Here is a 23,901-nt window from a genome sequence, read left to right as displayed (position 1 = left end):
GTCTGGGGGCCGTCCGGGGCGTCGTCTTCGACATGGACGGCACTCTCGTCCTGGGCGACCGGCGCAACCACGGGCTCACCCCCCTCCCCGGAGCCCTGGGACTCACGCCGCCCTCACGGCCCGAGGCCTGCCCTGGGTCGTCCTCACCAACGGCACCACCCGCACGCCCGAGGACTACGCCGAGGCGCTGCGTCGTATCGGCTTCGATCTGTCCGACGACGCCATGCTCACTCCCACGACCAGCGCCGTCGACCACTTCGTGGCCATGGGGCACCGCCGCGTGCTGGTGCTCGGCGGCGACGGTCTCAAGGCGCCCCTGCGCCAGGCCGGCATCACGGTCGTCGAACCCAGGGGCAAGCCGGAGGCCGACGCCGTACTGGTCGGCTGGTACCGCGAGTTCACCATGGACGACCTGGAAGCCGCCTGCCACGCGGTCTTCGGCGGCGCCACCCTGTACAGCAGCTCACAGTCGGTGTTCTTCGCCAGCTCCGACGGCCGGGCGCTGGGGACCTCCCGGGCCGTCTGCGCCATGATCACCAGTGTCACGGGCGTCACCGAACAGATCGTCGGCAAGCCCTCGCTCACCGGCCTGCACTGCGCCGCGCGCCGGCTGAACACCGCCCCGCGGGACCTCGCCGTCGTCGGGGACGACCCGGAACTGGAGATGGCGATGGCCCGCCGCGCCGACGCGGTCGCCATCGCGGTGACCACCGGCATTCACCCAGCAGACCGCTACACCACCCTGCCGACCGAGCAGAGACCGCATCTCACCCTTGCCGGCGTCGGCGAACTCCTCGACCTGCTGCCTGCGACCGCTTGACCACACCAGCATCGTCGGCAGAGCGCGTCGGGGGAGGCCGGCCAAGCACCTGGTCACCGTGAATGCGTGCCCGGTGTGTGACCGAACGCGCGGCGGAAAACGTCGATGAAGGCGCTGGGGGACGACCATCCGCACTGGTGCGCGACCTCGGTCACCGGGGTCTGTTCGGCCAGCAGGATCAGGGCGCGATGCAAGCGCAGCTGGGTGCGCCACTGGGGGAAGGTCATCCCCAGATCCTTGCTGAACAGGCGTGAGAGGGTCCGGTCGCTGGCTCCGACCTCCCGGCCGAGGGCGGCGAGCGTGCGGTTGTCCGAGGGGTCGGTCCGAAGGAGGTCACAGACCGTTCGCAGGAGCGGACCGCTCGGGGTGGGCAGGTGCAGGGGCTGCTGCACCGAGATCCGCAGCTGGTCGAGAAGCACCGCGCGCAGCCGCGTCCGTTGCGGGCTGTTGTCGTCCTCGGTGGCGGTATAGGTGATGATCAGCTCGCGCAACAGCGGGCTCACCCCGAGCACGGTCGGCGTGTCCAGGTGCAGCGGGTCCTCCGGCGGGGGGAGTCCCACCAGGTGCAATTCGAGTTCACCGTGCGCCTGATGGGCGTGAACGGTGCCGGCCGGGACCCAGATGGCGCGATTCGCCGGGGCGACCCAGGAACCGGCGCCGGTGGTGACCGTCAGTACTCCACGGCCCGCGTAGACGATCTGATGATCGTCGTGCCGGTGCGCTTCGACCTCCCCACCGGAGGCCAGTCGCTGCGTGCGGGTGGGGGCCACGGGTGTATGGCGGACTTCCGACATTGTCTGGCAGTTTATCGGAAGCGCGACGCGTCGAGCGCCGCGCAGGATGACGAGGTGAGAAGAAACCTCTCGATCACTCTGCTCTCCGTCGGGCACGGCTGTGTCGACGTCTATCAGGGGGCCGTCGCCGCCCTCGTGCCCTACTTCGTCGCCGAGCGCGCGTACAGCTACGCGGCCGCCTCGGGCATCGTGCTCGCGGCCTCGGTACTGTCCTCGGTGGCACAGCCGGTCTTCGGCGTACTCACCGACCGCCGGACCGTGTCCTGGCTGCTCCCGGTCAGCACCCTGCTCGCGGGCCTGGGCATCGCACTGAGCGGGGTGAGCGACTCCTACGCCGTCACGCTCGCGGTGGTGGCGGTCTCCGGGATCGGAGTGGCGGCGTACCACCCGGAGTCCGCGCGGGTGGCCAGGGTCGCCGGCGCCGGCAGCCACAGCGCGATGGGCTGGTTCTCGCTCGGCGGCAACCTCGGCTTCGCGCTGGCCCCGCTCATGGTCGCCGCTGTCGTCGCTTTCGGCGGGCTGCGGCTGACACCGTTGCTCCTGCTGCCGGCAGTGGTCGGTGCCGCGCTGTGTCTGCCCGTGCTGCGGGTACTGGAGACCCGGCTGTCCGACACGGCCAGGTCCCCGGTGACGGGCCGGGACGACACCGCGTCGTTCGTCCGGCTCTCCCTGGCCGTGGTGTGCCGCTCCATCGCGTTCATCGGCCTGGGCACGTTCATCTCGCTGTACGCCACGGAGCGGATGGACGGCAGCAGGGCCGCGGGTACGGCCGCACTGCTCCTGCTGTATCTGGGCGGTGCGGTGGGCAGTGTTCTCGGCGGTGCGCTGGCCAACCGCTGGGACCGGGTCCGGGTTTCGCGCTGGTCGTACCTGCTGACAGCCGGGTCGATCGCCGGACTGCTCTTCGTCCCGGGCCCGGCCCTCTACCTGTTCGTCGCCCTGACATCGGCCGGCTTGTACGTCCCCTTCTCGCTCCAGGTCACCCTCGGCCAGGACTACCTGCCCTCGCGGGTCGGCACCGCCGGCGGCATCACGCTCGGCCTCACCGTGAGCATCGGCGGCCTGATCAGCCCGCTCATCGGCACGTTGGCCGACCGGACGTCACTCCAGACGGCCCTGACCCCGCTCATCCTGATGCCCGTACTGGCCTGGCTGCTGTTCCGAACCCTGCCCGAGCCCCGCCTCCCGTCCCTGTCCACCACCAGCGCATCGCAGGGAGAAGACACCGATGCCCGGAGTCGCGGAGACCAGCCTGTCGGATCGGAGGGCTGACCGAGGCGGCGGCCACGCACTGCCGAGTTCCGGCCGTCCGCTGTGGCAGGACGGGGCCGATCGGCTTTTACTGGAAGGTGAGGATCACCGGAATAGGCGAGCGAGTCGTTTCGCCCGACGCCGGATGCTTCGCCAAGGCAGGAGGTCGTGCCATGGACCCGCCTCTGCGAGAGCGTGACCTACCGCACCTCGTGATCGACCGCCCGGACCGGCTGCGCGGCCGGGTCTTCGTCCTCGACGACCAGCCGATGCTGGTCGGGCGGGACTCCGACTGCCGGATCCAGGTGGGCGATCCGGGTGTCAGCCGACGGCACGCGGTGGTGTGGCGGGCCTCGGGCCGGACCACCGTCGAGGATCTCGCCTCCACCAACGGCACCATGCTGAACGGTCACCCGGTGCTCGGGCAGCAGGTGCTGCACTCGGGCGACGTGCTGGATTTCGGGCCACTGGAGGTGCATTACGAAGAGCGGCGCTCCGCCGACCGGACCGTCCAGACCCCGAAGCCCGGAGCCGACGGCACCCCGGGCGGTACCGCGGACACCATGCCGGGCTGGGGCCCCGCCCATGCGCCCGGGCCCACGCCTCACGGCGCTCCCGGCGCGGGGCCGCCACCCGCCGGCCCGCCCGGCGGTCAGGCACCGCCCGAGGCCGGCCGTACGCCGCCGCCCGGCGGCGAGCGGCGGTTCGACATCGGAGGACAGCAGGCCGACCGGCTGAGCAACATCGCCGGGGACCAGTACAACTACGTGCAGCAGGCGCAGCGCGAGAGCTTTTTCAAGGAGATCGCCGCGACCCGTACCAGGGCGCGACACCTGATCCTGTTCGGCTTCCTGCTGTTTTTGGCCGGGGGCGGGATCTACGGCTGGGTGGTCATTCGATTCATTTCCGGCGCCGACGACGATTTTTCGTCGGGGAGTTCGAACTTCGACTCATCCCCGGAGCTGCTCGGACCGAAGGTGGCCGGGGTGCCGGTAGGGGCGGTCGGGTTCGCGATGGCGGCTGTCGGGACGGTCCTGATGGTCATCGGGATCGTTCTGCACGTCGTGGCGACGTCCCGACGCCGCCGCTTCGAGGATGCCGAGCGGCAGGCGTTCCGGCGGCAGCGCTGAGGAGATGGGGAGCCATGGCCTTCAACATCGGCAACCAGCAGGGCGGCGTGGTCAACAACGTCGCCGGGAACCAGACCGTTCACGACGGCCAGTCGGCCGTCTTCACGGCGGGCGGACAGGAGGTACGCGGCCTGGTCCGGGACTTGAGGGCGTCGATCGAGCGGACGTCGTTGCCTCCGACGATCGAGCCCGAGGTGCGGGCCGAGCTGGACTCGCTGGACGAGGAGGTCGCCCGGCCGGAGCCGGACCGGGAGGCAGTGGCGAGCCGGCTCGGCCGGATCACCCAACTGCTGTCCTCGGCGGGTGCGCTGGTCACGGCCGGCACCGGACTGATCGGGCCGCTCGGAGCGCTCGCGGGCTGGCTCGGCACACTAGGCGAGCCGATCTTGCGGGCGATCGCAGGCTGATGGGGGAGGCCGACGCAGAGGGCCTTCCCTCAGGAGGAGTTGGAGGCGACCGCCGAACTCCACCTCCTCCTGAGGGGGCAGCCCACCAGTCCCCTCACCCCCGACCAGGCCGCCCTACTCGCGCCCCCGGCGACGGCCATGTCCTCGTCGTCGACGGCGGCGGATCCCTGCCCTCATCGTCGCCTCCGCCCAGGACAACGGCTGGGCCGGCCTGATCCTGCACGGCGCCGTCCGCGACAGCGCCGCGCTGGCCGGACTCCGGCTCTGGATCAAGGCGTTGGGCGCCATCCCGCGCAAGAGCTCCAAGGACCGCACGCACGGTGAGGCAGAGCGGTTGTCATCGCCACGTGGCGCAGACTCAGCCCGGAGCGTGTCCGGGGCCGATACGGCCTATGTGTGGAGTGTGGCCTCGCCGGTCACGTGAATGCCGGTCTCCTGACCGGGGCCGACCTCCAGTGGTCCTGCGACGCGGACGTCCACAGTGCCGTCGAGGCCCTGGACGGCGACGGTCACTTTGGTGTCGTGGCCGTAGAAGCACACGTCGGTCACGGTGCCCCGCACGGTCCCCGCGGCGCCCGGGTCTGTCAGTCGCAGTTGTTCGGGGCGCAGTACGACCGTGCCGGCGTGCTGTCCGTTCGGCGGTGCGGCCAGCGGCACGGTGCCCAGGGGTGTGGTGGCCGTGGCGCCGCCATCGCCGACGGTCGCGTGGAGGAGTACGGCGTCGCCCACGAAACCGGCGACCCATGCGTCCGCGGGGTTCCGGTAGAGGTTCTGCGGGGTGTCGCACTGGGCGATGCGGCCCTGCCGTACGACGGCGACGAGGTCGGCGGTGGACAGGGCCTCCTGCTGGTCGTGGGTGACCAGCAGTGCCGTGGCCCCGGTCGCCCGCAGGGCCTCCCGTACGTCGGCCCGGACCCCGGTGCGCAGCGCGCTGTCGAGGGCGTTGAACGGTTCGTCGAGCAGGACGAGGGCGGGGCGGGGAGCGAGCGCCCTGGCCAGGGCGATGCGCTGCTGCTGTCCCCCTGACAGCTCGTGCGGCATCCGGTCGCCGTACCCGGCGAGCCCGACCAGGTCGAGCATCTCCTCCGTACGACGGCGCCGCTCGGCGCGGTCGAGTCCGGTCAGGCCGAAGGCCACGTTGCGGGCCACACTCAAGTGGGGGAAGAGCGCGCCCTCCTGCGGCACGATGCCGACGCGGCGCCGCTCCGGTGGCAAGTGGACGCCGCGACCGGTCAGGGTGCGCCCGCCCACGGTGACCGTGCCCGCGTGGGCGTGCAGGAACCCCGCGACGATGCGCAGCAGGGTGGTCTTGCCACAGCCGGACGGTCCGAGCACGGCGGCCAGCGAGCCGCCCGGCACCGAGAGGTCCAGCCCCTGGAGGACGGGTGCCTGGGGACCGTAGGACTTGGTGAGCTGTGCGATGTGGAGGTCGTTCATGTGCGGTGCCTGCCCAGGAGGTAGGAGGGGACGGCGGCGAGCAGGATGAGGGCGGCGGCGTAGGGCGCGGCGGCCGCGAAGGAACCGGCTCCGGTCTCGGTCCACAGCCGGGTGGCGAGGGTGTCCATGCCGGTGGGGCGCAGCAGGAGGGTGGCGGGCAGTTCCTTCATGCAGACCACGAAGGTGAGCGCGGCGCCGGCCGCCACTCCGGGGGCGGCCAACGGCAGGGTCACTTCGCGCAGGACCCGCAGGGGCGATCGGCCGAGGGAGCGGGCCACATCCTCCAGCACGGGTGGCGCCTGGAGGACGGCGGCGCGGGTGGCGGCCACCGCGACGGGCAGGAACAGGACGGCGTACGCGCAGACCAGCAGCGGGAGTTGCTGGTAGAGCGGGTAGGCGTAGCGGACGGCGAAGAAGACCAGGGAGAGCGCGACCGTGATGCCGGGCAGCGCGTGCCCCGCGTACGCCGCCTGCTCCAACAGCCGGGCGCCGCGGCCGCGATGTCGTGCGGCGATCACTCCGACGGGCAGGGCGAGCAACGTGGTGAGGGCGGCTCCGGCGGCGGCGACGCCGAGGGTGGCCGACGCGGCCCGGGCGAGGGCGTCGAGGTCCCAGGTCGCGGAGGTGCCGACGGCCAGCCAGTAGCCGAGGGTGGCGAGCGGGAAGGCGACGGCGGCGGCCGCCACGGCCGCGCACCAGACGAGGGCGGGGATCCGCCAGCGTCGCAGCGGCACCGGGCCGGCCGGCCGTGCGGTGCCGCCTCCCGTGCGGGCGTGTCCGGCGCGGCCACGGGTACGGGCCTCGGCGGCGACCAGCGCGACCGTCATCAGCACGAGCACGACGCTGAGCGCGGCGGCCGGGGTGCGGTCGAAGGAGGCGCGGTAGGAGGTGTGGATGGCCCGGGTGAAGGTGTCGTACCGCATGAGCGACACGGCGCCGAAGTCGGAGAGCACATACAGCGCGACGAGCAGCGCTCCGCCCGCGGCGGCCGGGCGGAGTTGGGGGAGGGTGACCCGCAGGAAGGTGCGCAGGGGCCCGTGGCCGAGGGAGCGGGCGGCCTCCTCCTGTGCCGGGTCGATGCCGCGCAGCGCCGCGGCGACGGGCAGGTGGACGTACGGAAAGCTCACCAGGGTCAGCGCGAGCGCGGCTCCGGTGAACCCCGAGGTTTCGGGCACGGCGGCCAGCCAGGCGAAGGCGGCGACATAGCTGGGCACGGCGAGGGGCAGGGTCGCCAGCACCGACCAGACACGGGCCCCCGGAAGGGTGGTGCGCGCGGTCAGCCAGGCCAGGGAGACGCCCAGGACCAGGCAGGCCGCTACGACGACCGCCGCCAGACCGAGGCTGCGGCCCAGGAGTTGAAGGGTGCGTTCGTCGGCGACGACGTCCCACGCGTAGCCCGGCCCGCGTTCGAGGGCGCGGACGGCGAGGTAGCCGAGCGGCAGCAGGGCGAACAGGGCGGCGACGCAGGCCGGGACGAGCAGGACCAGCGGGAGCCTGCGCCCCGGACCGGCGCCGGCCCGGCTGATGAGACGGACACGACGGCGCCCGGACGGAGCGGGTGCTCCGCCCGGGCGTGCCGCGGACTGGACTGTGGTCACGTCACGCTCACGGATTCCGTCCGGCTCACAGTCCTCAGACCAGCCCCACGTCCTGGAGCATGGCCAGCGTCTCCTGGAGCGACTCCAGCTTGCCCAGGTCGATCTCGGGGGATTCGAGGGAGTCGAACGGCGGCAGGTCCTCGACCGTGCTGGTGACACCCGCGGCCAGCGGGTACTCCTTCGTCGTGTCGGCGAAGTAGGTCTGCGCCTCCTTGGACAGCAGGTAGTCGACGGCCTTCTGGGCGGTCTCGGTCTGGCCGCTGTCCTTCAGGATGCCGACGCCGGCGACGTTGATCAGAGCACCGGGGTCGTTGCCGGGCAGGAAGTGCAGCTTGGCGTCGACGTTGTCCTCGCCCTTCTCGGCGACCCGCTCGTACCAGTAGTAGTGGTTGACCAGGCCGATCTCGACCTCGCCGGCCTCGATGCCGTCGAGGGTGGCGAGGTTGTGGGCGTAGGTCTTGCCGTTGGCCTTGAGGCCCTTGAGCCACTCGCGGGTGGCGTCGTCGCCCTCCAGGACCCGCATGCCGGTGACGAACGCCTGGAAGGAGGCGTTGGTGGGGGCGAAACCGACCTTGCCCTTCCACTCCGGCTTCACCACGTCGTGGACGCTGTCGGGGACCTTCTCCTCGGCGATCTCGTCCGGGTTGTACGCGATGACGCGCACGCGCCCCGACAGGCCCACCCAGTCGCCGGCGCCGCCGCGGTAGGACGCGTCCACCTCGTCGAGGCTGGACTGCGGCAGCTTCGCCAGCATGCCCTCCCTGGACAGGGCGCCGAGGGCGCCCGCGTCCTGCGAGAAGAACAGCCCGGCCTTGGTGCGGTCGCCTTCCTCCAGGATCTGCGCGGCCAGTTCGGCGCTGTCGCCGTAGCGCACCTCCACCTCGCTGCCGACGGCCTTCTCCAGCTTGTCCAGGAGCGGCTCGACCAGCTTCTCGTTGCGCCCGGAGTAGATGACGAGGGCGGAGTCGGAACCCGTCGCGGACCCGCCCTTGTCGTCGGAGCCGCATGCGGCGAGGGCGGGGAGAAGCAGACCGGCCGCGAGGAGCGCGGTGATCCGGCCGGCCGAGGGGCGTCGCATGTGGGTGTGCCTTCCTGCGTGGCCCGCCGGTCCGCCGCTCGTCGCGGGGTCGGTCAGCGAGCGTGCTGAGCGAAGCTTTCAAGCCAACTGTGAACATGCTATGAATAAGGTAAAGCTTGCCTAACCGTCAAGGGATCTGTGCTCATCGCGGACGCTGCCGCAGAAAGGTCACGCGCCCGTGATAGACCCTTTCGGGCCCCTCTCGACCCCGTTCACCCTCCCGCCGCGCACCACTTCGGCCCCCCTCGCGCGCCCGCCCGCGCAGCGGCGCGGCGTGCCGTTCGCCCGGGAACTCGCCGCCCACGGTGACCGGACCGCACTGATCACGCCATCCGGCGCGGTCAGCTATCGGGCGCTCGCCGAACGCGTCGCGGCCACCGCCCAACGCCTCGGCCCCGCACGCCGCCTGGTCCTGCTGGCCGGGGCGAACCGCGCCGAAGCCCTGGTCGTCCACCTCGCCGCACTCTCCGCCGGCCACCCCGTCCTGCTCGTGCCCGGCGACAGCACCGGAACCATCAACTCCCTGACCGCCGCGTACGACCCGGACGTGGTCGCGCGGCCCGACGGCCGGGGCGGCTGGGCGCTGGACGAACGGCGGCCCGGGAGCGCCCACACCCTCCACCCGGATCTGGCGCTGCTGCTCAGCACCTCCGGATCGACCGGCTCACCCAAGCTGGTCCGGCTCTCCGCCGAGAACCTCCAGGCCAACGCCGAGTCCATCGCCACGTACCTGGACATCCGCGACACCGACCGCGCGGCCACGACCCTGCCCATGCACTACTGCTACGGCCTGTCCGTCATCCACAGCCACCTGCTGCGGGGCGCCGGCGTGCTCCTCACCGAACGGTCCGTGTCCGACGCCGACTTCTGGGAGGAGTTCCGCGCCGCCCGCGGCACCTCGCTCGCCGGAGTGCCGTACACCTTCGACCTGCTCGACCGGATCGGCTTCGAGCGGATGCGACTGCCCCACCTGCGGTACATCACCCAGGCCGGCGGGCGACTGGCACCCGAACGGGTCGCCCACTACGCCGAGTCGGGCCGCCGCGCGGGCTGGGATCTGTTCGTGATGTACGGGCAGACGGAGGCGACGGCACGCATGGCCTACCTGCCCCCGGACCTCGCCGCCGAGCGCCCGCAGGCCGTCGGAGTCCCCGTCCCCGGCGGCTCCTTCCGGCTCCGACCGGTGGAGGGCATCGACGAACCGGACACCGGCGAGCTGATGTACTCGGGCCCCAACGTCATGCTCGGCTACGCCACCGACCCGGACGACCTCGCCCTGGGCCGGACCGTCGAGGAACTGCCCACCGGAGACATCGCCCGGCGCGCCCCCGACGGGCTGTACGAGATCGTGGGCCGCCGCAGCCGGTTCGCCAAGATCCTGGGGCTGCGCATAGACGCGCAGCGCGTCGAGGCCATCCTGGAGGAGCACGGCATACGCGCCTTCTGCGCGGGGGCGGCGGACGCCGACGCGCTGGCCCTGGTCGCGGCCCCCGCCCGGGGTGTCGACGCGGCACATGTGAGACGCCTGGTGGCGGACACCTGCGGCCTGCCGCCCCGCGCCGTCCACGCGCGGATGGTCACCGAACTCCCGCGGCTGGCCTCGGGCAAGCCCGACTACGAAGCCGTGCGACGGTTGGCCCGTGAGCCGGAGGCACCGACGCCCCCGCGCGGCTTCGACGCCGACGACCTGTGTGCGCTCTACGCCGAGATCCTGGACCGCACCGACGTCACCGAGCACAGCAGCTTCGTGAGCCTGGGCGGCGACTCGCTCTCCTATGTCGAGATGTCCCTGCGCCTGGAACAGACACTGGGCACGCTGCCCGCCGACTGGCACACCACACCGATCCGGGAGCTGAGCGACCTCGGCACCGCGCGGCGCACGGCCGTGGGTACGCGCCCGAGCGGACGCGGGCCGCGACGCACCCTGGACACCGGCATCGCCCTGCGCGCCGTCGGCATCGTCGTGATCGTGGGCTCGCACATCCCCGTGTTCACCGTCCAGGGCGGCGCCCATGTCCTGCTCGCCGTCGCCGGGTTCAACTTCGCCCGCTTCCATCTCACCGCGCACGAGCGACAGGAACGCCTGCGGAAACTGTGGCGCAGCATCCTGCGCATCGCCGTACCGAGCGTCGCGTGGATCACCTTCGCGCTGCTGCTGACCCGCGAATACGACCTGGCCAACATCGTGCTGGCCAACAGCCTCTTCGCCCAGGACAACTCCGATCCGGAGTGGCGCTACTGGTTCGTCGAGGCGTTGGTCTACTTCCTGGTCGGGACGGCGGCGCTGCTGGCGATCCCCTGGCTCGACCGCGTGGAACGGCGCAGCCCGTTCGGCTTCGCCCTGGCACTGGTGGGCCTGGGCCTCGTCCTGCGGTACGACCCCTGGGGCCTGGCACATGTTCGCTACCACCTGAGCCCCACGGTGGTCTTCTTCCTGTTCGCACTGGGCTGGGCGGCGGCCCGGGCCCGTACGACGGCGCAACGGCTGCTGCTGACCGCCCTCGCGCTGATCGCCGTGCAGGGGCTGTTCCCCGACGGACAGACCCTGCGGACCGTCATCGTCATGGGCGGCCTGACCCTGCTGCTGTGGATCCCGACCGTGCCCAGCCTCGACCCGCTCAACCGGCTGGCGGCCGTCCTGGCGGGAAGCTCGCTCTACATCTACCTGACACACTTCCAGGTCTATCCGTACCTGACGGACCACCCGCCGGTCCTGGTCCTGGCGCTCTCGCTGGTGCTCGGCGTGGCGTACGGGGCAGTGGCGACCCGCCTGACACGCAGCCTTCTGTGACAGGCACGCCCTTGCACGTGACCGCACCACTTGGCGGTACGACCCTGGCGCCGTGAGCGGCCCGCCGGCACGCGGCGCACGCGTTGCGGGTGATCCGAAGGGACACTCCGGGTGAGCACCACCCAGGGCGAGGTCCAGCGCCGAGAGCCGTACATCGGCCACTGGATTGTCCGACCTGGCAGAAGGGAGGTGCCAAACAACTCTCCGGTTGGTTGTGTCGGTGCAGCGATGCCGGATCCCGGCACACGGAGCCACTCCAGGGAAAGCGCATGTCCTCCGTGAAGCGATGAAGATCCTCGGATCGGAAGCGCCCCATCAGTCGGCGTCGACGCCGCGACACCGCACCGGCAAGAACCCCGACGGCAAGGGTGTGGGCGGGCGGGTGTGGCCAGGAACTCACCCGAGAGCACGGGTGCGGTCGCCTCGCCGACGGTGAGCACAGCGTCACCGACCAGCCGATCACAGGGAAACCGGGGGACGCCGCACGTGCGCATCGCCTTTCTGCTGCACAGCGCCTACGCGATGGGCGGCACCGTAAGAACGACCATGACACTCGCCGACACGCTCGCCGGGCGGCACCAGGTGGAACTCGTGTCGGTTGCACCCGCGGCTGACCCGCCGGGCCGCATGGCTCGACCACGACGGACCGTTGCCGCTCATCGAGGGGGCCGTCATTCGTCTGGTCGTTCTGAGGCTGCCCAGCGGCGGGTCAACAAGCCGGTCCGGCTGTGGTGGTCGGGCACCGGCCCCACCACAGTGGACGTCGACCGCTGCTGGCAGTCCTTCCTTCGCCGCTTCGATATCGAGCACACATTCCGCCTGTTCAAGCAGACCCTCTGCTGGACCAAGCCCCGACTCCACAGCTCGGAAGCGGCCGACCGGTGGACCTGGCTCGTGATCGCTGCCTTTGCCCAGCTCCGGCTCGCCCGACCGCCGGCCACCGACCTCCGCAGGCCCTGGGAGAAGCCGACCGAGCCGAACAAGCTCACGCCCGCCCGCGTCCGCAGAGTGTTCAGGAACCTGCACGCGAAGACCGGCTCGCCGGCTGGTGCACCGAAACCATCCCACCCCGGCCCAGGCAGGCCGCCGGGTTCGAAGAACCAGCGACCGGCCACCCGTCACGACGTCGGGCGGGTCCTCGCCACCGGCGAGGCGTTCAGCCGTCCCGCCCACCACGAAGTCGGCACCAAGCCCCGCTGCGGCACCTGAAGCTCCGCCCGCCTGAACGTCAGGAGCCGACGAGGTTGGATGCCTCCATGGTGAGACGAAAGCGGGAGAAGAAGAGGCGACCCCCCTTCGGCATGCCGAAGGGCATCGTCCTGCTCGCGACGCCGGAAGGCCGGCGCCACAGTGTTTTCACTGGGGACGGCGGGATGCACTGCGGGCCCCTCACCGACGTTCCGGTGAACGCCGACCCGGCCGAGGCACGGGCCGCCGCAGCGGCCATGGTGGTGGGACTCGCACACGACTTCCACGAAGTACGCGTCAACGTGACCTGGGATCCGCCCCAGGAGCTCGGGTCCTGGACCGCCCAAGTCACCGTTGCCGCGTCCCCGCCGGACGCCTCTGGTTGAACGGCAAGCTCAGCAGATATTCGGTTGCTCGCCTGTGAGGGCGGTGGATGCAATGTCCGGCATGGTGACTGAGGTCCGTCCGCCGCGGCGGGATGAGATGGCTGGGTACTACCGGGCATTGCCGTTCGCGAACGGGTTACCGAGCTGGGAGCCTGCGGACGCCGCGTGGCACGGTGGTCCCGAGCCGTGGCCTCCACAGCGCACGCCTGCGAGCGCGGAGCAGCTCGACAAGTTGGCGGCAGCCGACATCAACGACGAGTCCTTCCACCCGATCGCGACGTTCGTCGACGGCAGGTGTGTCGGCGCGTCCGCGACCATCTCCTTCGAGGTGACGGTCCCCGGCGGGGGAACGGTGAGGATGGCCGGCGTCACTGCGACCGGGGTGATCGCGACTCATCGCCGGCGCGGTTACCTGCGGCAGATGATGCAGGCCATGTTCGAGGAGGCCCTGGAGCGAGGCGAGCCGTTGGCGATGCTCAGCGCGAGCGAGGGCAGCATCTACGGACGCTTCGGATTCTCGCCCGCCACCTATCGCACCCGGTGGGAGCTGGCCCGTCACGAAGCGGCCCTCCTTCCGGCGGAGCCGGATCCCGGGTCGCTGGAGCTGGTCGACGCCGCGCAGGCGACGAAGGCCTGGCCCCGGTTGCATGCGGATGTGCGGGCACACCGCGTCGGGGAGCTCAGCCCTCTCCCCGGCCGCTGGGACGGGCTGTCCGACGAAGCAGACGGCACAAACGGACCGCTGCGCTTTCTCGCCCACCGTAACCAGCACGGCGACCTGGACGGCATCGCCAACTTCCGACTGCCGTGGTCTCCGACCGCGGACCGTGCGGGAACACTCGTGGTGGAAGCCCTGGAGGCGACGAACCCTGCGGCCTACCGCGCGTTGTGGGGACTGCTGATCGACTTCGACCTCACCAAGACCGTCGTGGCACCGGGGCGACCACGCGACGAACCCCTGCGGTGGATGCTCACCAACCCGCGGGCGATGCGCATCACCCGCCAGACGGACAACCTCTGGGCGCGCCTTCTCGACGTCCCCCGAGCCCTGACGCAACGCTCGTACCTCACGCCCGGAGAGCTGACGTTCACCATCGACGACGACCAGATGTGCCGGGCGAACAACAGGACATGGCAGCTCAGAGCAGACGGCCCCGTGGTGACGTGTGTTCCGACCGACGAGACGGCGGACCTGACGATCAGGCTCGCAGCGCTCAGCTCGCTCTACTTCGGTGGCATGTCGGCGCACCACCTGGCGTACGCCGGCCACATCACCCCGCACACCGGCGGCGCGATCGGACAGCTTGCCCGAATGTTCTGGACCGACCCTGAACCGCACAACTCGTTCGGCTTCTGACAAGACGGTGCGTGACAGCGGGGGAGACCGTCGGCCTCAGGTGGTTCTTTGATCTTCCAACCGCCGAAGGGCGATGAGGGTCCTCTCACGTGGGAGGGTTCTGCCCAAGTCATAGCGGGGCGCCCGGTGTCCGGGCGGAGGCCGGGGGCCGGGCGGCCGCGGAAGCCGCGGCTCGCCGACCGCCGACCACGGAGTACCTCCTGGATCTAGGCCGTTCGGCCACAGCAGGTTGGGCACCACCGGGTTGGTGCCCAGCTGGTACAGGAGACTGGTGTCGACACCCCCATTGCAACTAGGCGTACGGCTTGACGCGTCGTAGGGAGTGCCGTCGTTTGCGGCTGGTAACACCGTTCTTGCAGGCCCTCCCTCATCCCGGCGGGGCGATTTTCGGCGAACTCAACCGCCGTCACGAGAAGATCGGTCCGCTGCGCTGTTCACCCTCGGGACCGAGCTTCCCGCCGCGATCCTCGCCTGGATACTCGGCATCCACATCAAGGTCGCCGTCCAGTGGCAGAAAGCATCGGCCGGCGACTGGCCCGCCTACGCCGTCGACGTCAGCCGCCGCAATGCACCGCACCAACCGATCCACGAACCAGGAGCGACACCATGAGCTGGGACAACCACCGCGTCGTCATCACGGCCGCCGGCCGCGACTTCGGGCGAACCTTGGCCATCCGCCTCGCAGAACTCGGTGCCGAGGTCTTCCTCTCGGCACGCGAACTCACCGCCGCTCAACGAGTCCGCGACGAGATTCGCAGCCGCGGCCATCAGCGGGTGCACGCCTTCGCCTGCAACCTGACGAACCCCGCCTCGATCCGCGACTTCGCCTCCAACGTCGCGGACAACACGGACCGCATCGACGTACTCATCAACAACGGCTCTCGCTACCTCGCAGGGCCGGACCTGCTGTCCGCAACCGACGCCGACGTTGTCGACACCATCGCCTCTGGTGCCACCGGCACGGTCCTGACCACGAAGAGCTTCCTCCCTCTCCTGCTCAACTCGAAGACACCGGATGTTGTGATGATGGTCTCCGCCTGCGGAACACCGGGCCACCACCGGTCGGACGCGCACGACGCCTTCTACGCGGCCAAGAGCGCCCAGGCAGGGTTCGCCGAGATCCTCTCCAAGCGCCTGCGTCCTCAAGGGGTCCGGGTGATCTCGCTCTACCCGCCGGACTTCGACAACGCCGACCCGCTCTCCGAGGAGTGGAAGACCACCCCGCGCGAGGCCAAGGACGCCCTCACCGCGCACTCGCTCGTGGAGTGCATCCTCTTCGCCGTCGCCCAGCCCCGCGACTGCTTCATCAAAGCGTTCCACTTCGAACAGGTCTGACCAATGCCCTCGCACGTCGACGCACGACAGCTGATGCCAGGTCCGGCAAGCCACCGCTGCTCAGGACCGCAGGCATTGAGGCAGTTCCGATACTCGACTCCACCATTGGGCACCAGCGACTCCGGGTTCCGCGACGAGGTCGAAGCCGAGGAAGCCCTTGCCCCGCGGCCAGTTCCTCGCCGAGATGGGCGCCGACAGTGACCGTCCGGCACTGGCCGGACCGGCCGACGCGGAAGCCGAGGCCGACTCGCCGAGTTCGCCCGCCACACGGTCTTCGACGGCCAGGTCGTCAACGACGAAGCCCGCCCGCGCCGCATCGCGCCCCGCCACGACCCGCACGTGTACCCAGGGACCTTCGTCACCTGCGTCCACAATCCCGACCGCGCCCTGTGCCGCGCGCCCGCCGAAGCCTGCGTCCAACCGGTCCTTGCCCACTGCCAGCCCCTGGCCTGCCGCAACACCGCCCTCACGCCCGCCAACCATGAAGCCCTCTCCACCGACCTCACTCAGCTGGAGGATGCCCTGGACGACGGCGCTCGGCCGGGGTGCGCTTCCTTGCTCGCCACGATCCGGAGGTTCAGTGACCAGATCGGCCGCCGCCTGCGGGGCCGCCGAGGAGGCCGCCAACCCGCCTTCGACGCCCAGGCTTACAAACAGCGCAGAACCGTCGAACGGTAAATCGACCGCCTCAAGCAGTGGCGGCGGGGCCTGGCCACGCGAACGGACATGCTAACGATCGCGTACCAGGCCGCACTCCACCTCGCCGCCTCTTCTGGGCACGCCGATGACCACGGAACAAGAACTCAGACCCGTTCCAGCGGGCGGTGGGGAAGGGGCGGGGTCTCGACCCGGACGGAATCGTCAGGCCGGACGGTCCCTCCACGGCGGACCACAGCCATGACGCCACACTTGAAGGTGCACTCGCCGGACAAGGGGTCCATGGTGAAGACCTCACCGAGCAGCCCCTTGCGGAAGTCGTTGATCTTCGAGCACGGGTTGCGCAGTCCTGTCACCTCGAGCACCGCCTGCTCCCCGAGATGGAGCAGAGTGCCGGTGGGCAGGCCCAACAGGTCAACCCCGCGCGTGGTGATGTTCTCGCCGAGCTGGCCCGCAGAGACCTTGAAGCCCTCGAGCTCGAGTTCGTCAGAAGGAGCGTCCCGGGGGGCGACGTTGAGCCCGCCGACCATGGTGCCGGGCGCTCGCGCGGTGGGCTGACCACCAAACTGCACCCGGCGGTCGAGCAGGGACAGAGACCGCTGTCCCTGCTCGTCACCGCTGGCCAGCGCCATGACAGTCCCCGGTTCCAGCCTGTCCTGGACAGCATCCGGGTGCCTCGAACCGGCGCCGGCCGACCACGAACGCCGCCCGATAGGGTCCGCGCGGCAGGGCGTACGACTCCCGCGCGAACCGCGCCTGCCTGCGCCGACGCGACATCCGCTGCACGATCCCGGAGAAGACTGACCAGGTACGCGATCCCAAGAAGCTCGGTTCCCGCGGTGGTCGCCCGCCGGAGTTCGAGAAGGACGACTACAGGGAGCGGCACGCGGTCGGGTGTGGGATCAACCGGCTGAAGCGCCACCGCGCGGCTGCGGCGAGGTTTACGACAAACTCGCCGTCCGCTACCACGCGACCGTGCTGGTCGCAGCCATCAACGAGTGGCGATGACCAGCACGGTCGCACCTAGCCGTTGATATCCAAGGCCGTCCCGTACAGCCGCTCCACCCTCAACCGAATGACGACCCTGCGCTCGGCGACCAGTTGCTGGAGGAATGCGTCTTCGTCCTCCGGTTTCGCGGCCGCCGGGATCATCGCGAGCAGTTCCCGCCCGACCGCGTCGCCGGGAACCGTCGTGATCTCGGAAGCCTCCGCCGCACCCTCGGCCACGGCGAACGACCACACGTCACCACCCTGCACATGCAGCGCCGCGCGCGGGTTGCGCTGCAGGTGCTTGACCTTGATGCGGTCGGCCGTGGTGGACAGCCGCACGGTGCGGGCCTCGGGGTCCCAGCTGTAGAGCATGGTGGTCAGATGCGGATGGCCACTCTGCTTGACCGTGGCGAGGGTCCCGAACTGTTGCCTGGCCAGTAGGTCGGAGAGGGCTTCCTCGGACAGGGAACGAGGAGCTGGTCCTTGAGTCATGCTGTGATCAACTGCCGTAACCTCCCCGGCATTCCACGCCCTCTTGCGCCCTACCACTCACTTTCGCAACCTGCCCTGAAGCGTGTTGCAGCAGGCCGTGATTTTGCAGTTCAAAGCCAGGCCGTGGCTGTTCTGATCACGTGGCGAGGGCGAGATTGTGCATCCGAGCGACGGCCTGGACCGCTTGGTGGAGGCCGTCGCCGGGTTGTCGGCAGTCTCGAAGGATCTTTTAGTTCTTCAGCCGGCCGATCGCATGCTCGACCCGCGCACGGTCCCGCCGATGTTCCGCGCCGTCGGCCTCCTCACCGGCCAGCAGGGCCCGGCCGGGTCGTTTGCGGTGCGGGACGACCAGGCCGGTGCTGATGTAGGCGCCGTCGCCGAGCACGGTGATGCCCTGGCACTGGTCCGGCAGACCAGACCCAACAAATCAGCCCACAACGCCCCACGCATGCAGGGGAAAAGACCTGACCGCAGCCTTCTGCAACACGCTTTAGTAGGACTCCGTTACCGACGAGACGAATCAAGTGCCTTCCAACACCGGCAGATCACCGTCGTAGTCCAGCCACGAGGCCACGCCGTGGATACACGACCGGGCGCCCGTTGGCACCTGCCCGAGTGCCTCTGACCGGGACGTACGGCGTGGTGATCCCCCACTCGGTATCCGAGGTGTCCGACGGATAGCGGCGCGGACGATTCACCGCGACGCACCCACCCACCCACAGGACATCGATGATCAACATCACCTTCTACTTCTACTACGGACGCCGGTGACCTCAAGGCTCTAACGGTCGTCTCAGCTTCGCTCGTTAGGAAGTAGGCCATCGGACAAGCGATGTAACCCATATGTAGGAGGCTATTGATGGCAGTCAAGGCAGCGCCGTCCGGGGAAGCGCCGGCCGGTCGGTTGGCAGGCCGGTGGGTGCCGTGGTTGGTGATCGGCCTATGGCTGGTGCTGGCAGCGGGCATGGTGCCACTGAGCGGAAAGTTGAGTTCGGTCACCACCGACAGCGCCGTAGACACCCTGCCGGCCAGCGCCGAGTCCACCAAGGTGGCGGTGCTGGAGGACAGTCTCCCCGGCGGTGACGACAACACGTTCGTCTTCGTGTACCACCGCGCCGACGGCATGACCGACGCCGACCGCGCGACGGTCGAGCGCCACTACGACACCCTTGCCAAGCGGTACCCGCCGATGGCGACGGCGGCGGCCGGCGAGGACGACGAGGGCTCACCGACGAGCCCCTCGACCGACCGCAAGGCGATGATGTTCACCCTTGAGGTGAGCACGACCTACGGCGCACCGGAGGACATCGTCGGCCCGTTGCGTGACGCCGCGAAGGACCGCCCCGCCGGCCTGGAACTCGATGTGACCGGCCCGGGCGCGATCGACGGCGACATGGATGCCGTCTTCGACGGCATCGACGTGCAGGTCCTCCTCACCACCATCGTCGTCGTCACGCTCCTGCTCATCCTCACCTACCGCAGCCCGGTGTTGTGGATCATCCCGCTGGTGGCCGTCGGCGCGGCCGCACTGACCTCGATGGGGACCGTCTACCTGCTCGTCAAGGGCTTCGGCATCGTGGTCAACGACCAGAACTCGGCGCTGCTGACGATCCTGGTGTTCGGCGTCGGCACGGACTACGCGCTGTTGCTCATCGCTCGATATCGGGAGGCACTGCACCACCATGAGAACGTCCGGGTCGCGATGGTTCACGCGCTGCGCGGCGCGGCGCCGGCCATCGTCGCGTCCGCGGCCACCGTGGTCGCCGGCCTGCTCTGCCTGCTCGTCGCCGACTTGAACAGCACCAGCGGGTTGGGCCCGATCGGTGCGGCCGGCATCCTGTGCGCGCTGGTGGCCATGCTGACGCTGTTCCCGGCGGTGCTCGTGGTGCTCGGCAGGCGGATCTTCTGGCCGGCCATCCCGCGGTTCAGCACGGCCGTGGAGGAGAAGCCGGGGCTGTGGGGACGGCTTGGCGCCGCCATCAGCCGCCGCCGGTGGGTGGCGACGCTCGGCTCGCTCGGAGTGCTCGGCGTGCTCGCCCTCGGGCTGGCGGGCAACACCGGCGCCCTGCGGGAGCAGGACCAGTTCGTGTCGGCGCCGGAGTCGGTCACCGGCTTCACCGTTCTCCGCCAGCACTTCCCGGAACTCGGCGGCCAGCCGATGACGATCTTCACGCGGCCGGCGCACCAGGAGCGGGTGCTCGACATCGTCAAGGACACTCGCGGTGTGGCCCTGGCCGTCCCGGAGCAGACCAGCGGTGGCTGGGCCAACATCTCCGTGTTCCCGAAGGACGCGCCGGACACCGTCGCTGAGTACGACACGATCAAGCGGGTGCGCACCGCCGTGCACGCGGTGAGCGGGGCGGAGGCGATAGTCGGCGGGCCGAGTGCGGAGAACCTCGACACCGAAGTGACCACCAAGCGCGACGAGAAGCTGGTGATCCCGCTGGTGCTCGCCGTCGTCCTGATCGTCCTCGGGCTGCTGCTGCGCGCGATCCTGGCCCCGCTGGTCCTGATGGCCACTGTGATCGTCTCATTCGCCGCGGCCTTCGGCGGCAGCGTGTTCGTCTTCGACACGATCCTCGGGTTCAAGGGCATCGACTATTCGGTGCCGTTGCTGGCATTCCTGTTCCTGGTGGCGCTCGGCGTCGACTACAACATCTTCCTGGCCAGCCGTGCCCGGGAAGAGACCGTGCGCCTCGGCACCAGAGGGGGCATGCTCAAAGCTCTCTCCGCCACCGGTGGCGTCATCACCTCGGCAGGCCTGGTCCTGGCGGCGACGTTCGCGGTCCTCGCCACACTTCCGCTGGTGATGCTGATCGAGGTCGGGTTCCTGGTCGCCTTCGGCGTGCTGCTCGACGCCCTGCTGGTGCGGTCGGTCCTGGTGCCCGCCCTCACCCTGCTGCTCGGCCGGCGGATCTGGTGGCCGAGCCGGCTGTCCCGGCCGGCGGCGGAGCTGCCGGACTGGCAACAGCCGCTCGCCGACGAGGAGGAGGAGCCCGCGCTGCAACGGTGAGCGGGGCGGCACGGACGGGATCCGGGACGGGCATCCAGGCCCGTCCCGGATCTCGTCTTGGGCCCGACGGTCACCGCCCCTTGGTCCTACGCCACGCGCCGGGGCCGGGCCCGGCGCATCGCGGTGTCCTGCCCCGACGGCAAGCCGCGCGGGGCCATGCCCGAGGACCGCCGTCCCTTGCCCTGCGCCGCGCCGCCCGGGGCGGGTCAGCGCACGTCGGTGTCCTCCCCGGCGGTGAGCCGCGCGGGGCCATGCCCGAGGGCCGCCGTTCCTTAAGCTGCGCCGCGCTGCCGGGGCGGGTCAGCGCACGTCGGTGTCCTCCCCGGCGGTGAGCCGCGCGATCGGAGCGGGCGCGGCCGCGGCCGGAAGGTCGACCCGAAGCAGCGCGCCACCGCGTGCGGAGCGGGCGACGGTGGCCCGGCCGCCGTGGGCGTCGACGACCCGCTGCACGATCGACAGCCCCAGACCGGATCCCGGCAACGCCCGGGCGCTGTCGGCACGGTAGAACCGGTCGAACACCCGCGGTACGTCGGCGGCGTCGATGCCCGGCCCGGCGTCGTCGACATCGAGCACCGCCGAGGCGCCCTCGGCACGGAGCCGGACCTGCACCGGCTGGTCCGCGGGGGACCACTTGCCGGCGTTGTCGATGAGGTTGAGCACCGCCCGCTGGAGCGCGGCGGGACGCCCGCTCACCCACACGGAGGTCACGTCGAGCACGACCTCGATGTCGGGCACGCGGGAACGCGCCCGGGTCGCGGCGGCCCCCACCACGTCGGCGAGGTCGAGCAGCTCGGTGTTCTCGTCGCTGACGTCACCGCGCGCCAGGTCGGTCAGCTCGGCGGCAAGGGTGCTCAACTCGGCCACCTGGGCGCCGAGATCGTTGAGCAGCCGGGTCCGGCTCTCCGCCGGCAGTGCGCTGTCCAGGGTGCCGCGCCGGTCGAGCCGGATCAGCAGCTCGACGTTGAGGCGCAGGCTGGTGAGCGGGGTCTTGAGCTCGTGGGCGGCGTCCTCGGCGAGCAGCCGCTGGGCCCGCCGGGAGTCCCGGAGCGCGGCGAGCATGTCGTTGATCGACCGGATCAGCCGCCGGATCTCCCCACCGCCCTCGTCCGGGATGTCGGCGTCGAGATCCCGGGTGTGCGCGACACGTACCGCGGCGGCGGTCAGCCGGTCGATCGGTGCCAGCCCGGTCCGCGCCACGGTCCGCCCGACAAGGGCGCCGCCGGCCATGCAGAAGAGCCCGATCAGCAGCATGCCGAACCCGAACTGGTTGATCGGGCTGTCGTCGGCGAGGCGGGCCACCTGAACCGCGCCGTCGCCCGCCCGCAGCGTGTAGATGAGGTAACCCTCCTCGCTGTCGTTCGACTCCATCAGGTCGGCCGTCGCGCCCTGCGCCACGCGCTCGGCGTGCTCGCTTACGGAGGGCAGCGCGGGTTGGCCGGCTGGCGTACGGGTCGAGCCGTCGGGCAGGATGACCCGAACCAGCCGACCGGATCCGGGATACGGCGGTAGCTGGACCTGCGCCAGACCGGCGCGCTGCGCGTCCGTCGCCAGGACGCGGGAGTCGGCGCGCAGCTGACTCTCTGCGGTGTCCCGCAGCTCCCAGTCCATTAGCTCGCTGGCCACCTGGAAGGCCACGAACACGCTGACCGCGATGGCCGTCGCCGCGATCACCGTCAGCCTGGCCCGCAGGGACCGCCGGTGCCACCAACGGGTCAGCCGGCGTGGTCCCCGGCCGGCGGGCCCGCTCACGGAGGAGTCTCCCGCAATGTGTATCCCAGGCCGCGCAGCGTGTAGATCAATCGCGGCTCACCCTCGGCCTCCATCTTGCGGCGCAGGTAACTCACGTATACCTGGAGGTTGTTGGCGGTGGCGCTCATGTCGAAGCCCCAGATCGCCTCGAACAGCGCGTCGCGGGTCAAGACCCGGGTCGCGTTGCGCATGAGGACCTGCAGGAGGGAGAACTCGGTCCGGGTCAGGCGCAGCGGCCGCCCGCCCCGCCACGCCTCGAACCTGTCGGGATCGAGCCGGACATCGGCGAACGACAGGATCTGCGACCCCTCGTCGGTCGGCGTGCGCCGGCGTAGCAGGGCCCGCACCCGGGCCAGTAACTCCTCGGTGGCGAACGGCTTGGGCAGGTAGTCGTCGGCGCCCGCGTCCAGCCCCGTGACCCGGTCGGAGACCTGGTCACGGGCGGTCAGCATCAGCACCGGCAGATCCCGACCCGCGGCCCGCAACCGCCGGCAGGTCTCCAACCCGCCGAGGCGGGGCATCATCACGTCGAGGATCAGCAGATCCAGCGTGCCCCCGTCGGTCCCACCGACCCCGTCGAGCACGGCGAGACCGTTGGCGACGGTGCTGGTGTCGTAACCCTCGACCTGGAGCACCCGCTCCAGCGACTCACGGATGGCCGCTTCATCATCCGCGATCATGATCCGCACGCCGGCCGCCCCCTTCCAGTCGATGCTTTTTCCGCTCATTGTCCCCGATCAACCTGAAGCCAGGATTAGAGCGTCGCTGGGGACGGACCTCTTATGGGCTTGTCGGGAATCAGTACACGGTTGGCTTCGAGGAGCGGGCGGACCTCTTTCACCGAACGGTCGATGGTCATGGCAGTGGTGTTGAACAGCTGGCCGAGAAGCTCCTGAAGCGAGTGTTTCCGCAGGTAGAGGATCTCCCGGGCAGGGCCGAGAAGGCGATTCCGTACGGGATCTACGACATGGCGGCGGACACCAGTTGGGTCCCCATCGGTACCGGTCACGACACCGCGGCGTTCGCCGTTGCCTCGATCCACCGCTGGTGGCAGGCCGTTGGCACCCCAGCCAGCTGCTGATGACCGCCCACGGCGGGGGTTTCAACGGCTACCGCACCCGCGGTTGGAAGACCCACCTGACCGACCTCGCCGCCGAGACCGGCCTGGAGATCACCGTGTGTCACCTGCCGCCCGACACCTCGAAGTGGAACAAGATCGAGCGCCGGCTGTTCTCCCACATCACCATGAACTGGCATGGCAGGCCCCTGACCAGCCATGAAGTCATGCTCCAGGCCATCGCCGCGACGACCGCCGCACCGGCCTGACGGTGCACGCCGAACTCGACAGCGGTGAGTACCCCACCGGCATCCGCTTCAGCGACGAGGCCATCGCTGCCTTGCCGATCACACACCACCGCTTCCACGGAG

General features: G+C 70.4%; 19 protein-coding genes and 4 pseudogenes. 13 read left to right on the top strand and 10 right to left on the bottom strand.

Translation table 11 applies throughout. From position 1 onward, the window contains the following. Positions 1 to 127: 127 nt before the first annotated feature. Positions 128 to 820, top strand: coding sequence for an HAD-IIA family hydrolase (locus HW837_RS11935; protein WP_196790545.1), 693 nt, complete (start codon positions 128 to 130; stop codon positions 818 to 820). Positions 821 to 873: 53 nt separating this feature from the next. Here the strand turns inward: HW837_RS11935 and HW837_RS11930 are convergent, their stop codons facing one another. Then, positions 874 to 1,614, bottom strand: a complete 741-nt coding sequence (locus HW837_RS11930) for an AraC family transcriptional regulator (RefSeq protein ID WP_193379786.1) — start codon at positions 1,612 to 1,614, stop codon at positions 874 to 876. Positions 1,615 to 1,668: 54 nt separating this feature from the next. Between HW837_RS11930 and HW837_RS11925 the strand changes: the two genes are divergently transcribed. The 4 genes from HW837_RS11925 to HW837_RS48565 all read left to right on the top strand — a co-directional run bounded on the left by HW837_RS11925 (position 1,669) and on the right by HW837_RS48565 (position 4,826). Further along, on the top strand, positions 1,669 to 2,886 hold the full coding sequence (locus HW837_RS11925) for an MFS transporter (RefSeq protein ID WP_045563086.1): 1,218 nt from the start codon (positions 1,669 to 1,671) through the stop codon (positions 2,884 to 2,886). A 152-nt stretch (positions 2,887 to 3,038) separates the two neighbouring features. Continuing rightward, positions 3,039 to 3,995 (top strand): FHA domain-containing protein, encoded by a 957-nt coding sequence (locus tag HW837_RS11920; protein ID WP_045563085.1) that lies wholly within the window; start codon positions 3,039 to 3,041, stop codon positions 3,993 to 3,995. A 14-nt stretch (positions 3,996 to 4,009) separates the two neighbouring features. Then, complete coding sequence (locus HW837_RS11915) at positions 4,010 to 4,402, top strand: hypothetical protein (RefSeq protein ID WP_045563084.1); 393 nt, start codon at positions 4,010 to 4,012, stop codon at positions 4,400 to 4,402. A gap of 163 nt (positions 4,403 to 4,565) precedes the next feature. Next, positions 4,566 to 4,826: an RraA family protein gene (locus tag HW837_RS48565; RefSeq protein WP_313895491.1), complete on the top strand. Its 261-nt coding sequence runs from the start codon at positions 4,566 to 4,568 to the stop codon at positions 4,824 to 4,826. Here the strand turns inward: HW837_RS48565 and HW837_RS11905 are convergent. The 3 genes from HW837_RS11905 to HW837_RS11895 are packed head-to-tail and all read right to left on the bottom strand — an operon-like array spanning position 4,793 to position 8,515. Next, complete coding sequence (locus HW837_RS11905; RefSeq protein WP_193379787.1) at positions 4,793 to 5,839, bottom strand: ABC transporter ATP-binding protein; 1,047 nt, start codon at positions 5,837 to 5,839, stop codon at positions 4,793 to 4,795. The genes HW837_RS48565 and HW837_RS11905 overlap by 34 nt on opposite strands. Further along, positions 5,836 to 7,437, bottom strand: a complete 1,602-nt coding sequence (locus HW837_RS11900) for an ABC transporter permease (RefSeq protein WP_193379788.1) — start codon at positions 7,435 to 7,437, stop codon at positions 5,836 to 5,838. Before HW837_RS11900 ends, HW837_RS11905 begins: the two co-directional genes overlap by 4 nt. Before the next feature lie 34 nt (positions 7,438 to 7,471). After that, positions 7,472 to 8,515, bottom strand: coding sequence for an iron ABC transporter substrate-binding protein (locus tag HW837_RS11895; RefSeq protein WP_045563082.1), 1,044 nt, complete (start codon positions 8,513 to 8,515; stop codon positions 7,472 to 7,474). 178 nt (positions 8,516 to 8,693) lie between these two features. Here HW837_RS11895 and HW837_RS11890 point away from each other — a divergent pair, with 178 nt between their 5' ends. The 5 genes and pseudogenes from HW837_RS11890 to HW837_RS11870 all read left to right on the top strand — a co-directional run bounded on the left by HW837_RS11890 (position 8,694) and on the right by HW837_RS11870 (position 15,572). Further along, on the top strand, positions 8,694 to 11,306 hold the full coding sequence (locus tag HW837_RS11890; protein ID WP_313895477.1) for an AMP-binding protein: 2,613 nt from the start codon (positions 8,694 to 8,696) through the stop codon (positions 11,304 to 11,306). Positions 11,307 to 11,901: 595 nt separating this feature from the next. Next, positions 11,902 to 12,515, top strand: a pseudogene (locus HW837_RS11885) (NF041680 family putative transposase); the annotation flags it as partial. Positions 12,516 to 12,562: 47 nt separating this feature from the next. Beyond that, positions 12,563 to 12,880, top strand: coding sequence for a hypothetical protein (locus HW837_RS11880; protein WP_193379789.1), 318 nt, complete (start codon positions 12,563 to 12,565; stop codon positions 12,878 to 12,880). Positions 12,881 to 13,112: 232 nt separating this feature from the next. Continuing rightward, on the top strand, positions 13,113 to 14,237 hold the full coding sequence (locus tag HW837_RS11875; protein WP_237270146.1) for a GNAT family N-acetyltransferase: 1,125 nt from the start codon (positions 13,113 to 13,115) through the stop codon (positions 14,235 to 14,237). A 606-nt stretch (positions 14,238 to 14,843) separates the two neighbouring features. Beyond that, complete coding sequence (locus HW837_RS11870; RefSeq protein WP_045563079.1) at positions 14,844 to 15,572, top strand: SDR family oxidoreductase; 729 nt, start codon at positions 14,844 to 14,846, stop codon at positions 15,570 to 15,572. A gap of 60 nt (positions 15,573 to 15,632) precedes the next feature. Here HW837_RS11870 and HW837_RS11865 read toward each other — a convergent pair whose 3' ends face one another. After that, positions 15,633 to 16,199, bottom strand: a complete 567-nt coding sequence (locus HW837_RS11865; RefSeq protein WP_159041000.1) for a hypothetical protein — start codon at positions 16,197 to 16,199, stop codon at positions 15,633 to 15,635. Here HW837_RS11865 and HW837_RS48560 point away from each other — a divergent pair. Further along, positions 16,134 to 16,340, top strand: a pseudogene (locus HW837_RS48560) (IS5/IS1182 family transposase); the annotation flags it as partial. The gene HW837_RS11865 and the pseudogene HW837_RS48560 sit on opposite strands and share 66 nt — an antisense overlap. A 35-nt stretch (positions 16,341 to 16,375) precedes the next feature. Here the strand turns inward: HW837_RS48560 and HW837_RS11860 are convergent. From HW837_RS11860 to HW837_RS11845, 3 genes and pseudogenes are all read right to left on the bottom strand, one after another. Next, positions 16,376 to 16,861, bottom strand: coding sequence for an MOSC domain-containing protein (locus tag HW837_RS11860; RefSeq protein WP_237270145.1), 486 nt, complete (start codon positions 16,859 to 16,861; stop codon positions 16,376 to 16,378). A 391-nt stretch (positions 16,862 to 17,252) separates the two neighbouring features. Continuing rightward, positions 17,253 to 17,711, bottom strand: a complete 459-nt coding sequence (locus tag HW837_RS11850) for a PPOX class F420-dependent oxidoreductase (RefSeq protein WP_045563078.1) — start codon at positions 17,709 to 17,711, stop codon at positions 17,253 to 17,255. A gap of 136 nt (positions 17,712 to 17,847) precedes the next feature. Beyond that, a pseudogene (locus HW837_RS11845) lies at positions 17,848 to 18,129 on the bottom strand (transposase family protein); the annotation flags it as partial. A gap of 441 nt (positions 18,130 to 18,570) precedes the next feature. On the opposite strand from HW837_RS11845, the gene HW837_RS11840 reads away from it, so the two are divergent. Further along, entirely contained in the window at positions 18,571 to 20,724 is a 2,154-nt protein-coding gene (locus HW837_RS11840) for an MMPL family transporter (protein WP_045563077.1), read from the top strand. A gap of 300 nt (positions 20,725 to 21,024) precedes the next feature. Here the strand turns inward: HW837_RS11840 and HW837_RS11835 are convergent, their stop codons facing one another. Both HW837_RS11835 and HW837_RS11830 read right to left on the bottom strand, forming a co-directional pair. After that, on the bottom strand, positions 21,025 to 22,473 hold the full coding sequence (locus HW837_RS11835; protein ID WP_193379792.1) for a HAMP domain-containing sensor histidine kinase: 1,449 nt from the start codon (positions 22,471 to 22,473) through the stop codon (positions 21,025 to 21,027). Continuing rightward, complete coding sequence (locus HW837_RS11830; RefSeq protein WP_193379828.1) at positions 22,470 to 23,162, bottom strand: response regulator transcription factor; 693 nt, start codon at positions 23,160 to 23,162, stop codon at positions 22,470 to 22,472. Before HW837_RS11830 ends, HW837_RS11835 begins: the two co-directional genes overlap by 4 nt. A gap of 230 nt (positions 23,163 to 23,392) precedes the next feature. Here HW837_RS11830 and HW837_RS11825 point away from each other — a divergent pair. Then, positions 23,393 to 23,900 (top strand): annotated as a pseudogene (locus HW837_RS11825) (ISAzo13 family transposase); the annotation flags it as partial. Between the last annotated feature and the right edge of the window lies 1 nt (position 23,901).

It is taken from the genome of Streptomyces caniscabiei (genome assembly GCF_014930365.1).
GTDB classification, from domain to species: domain Bacteria; phylum Actinomycetota; class Actinomycetes; order Streptomycetales; family Streptomycetaceae; genus Streptomyces; species Streptomyces caniscabiei.
Note: the sequence above shows the minus strand (reverse complement) of the source record. Positions and strands in the feature narration are given on the sequence as shown.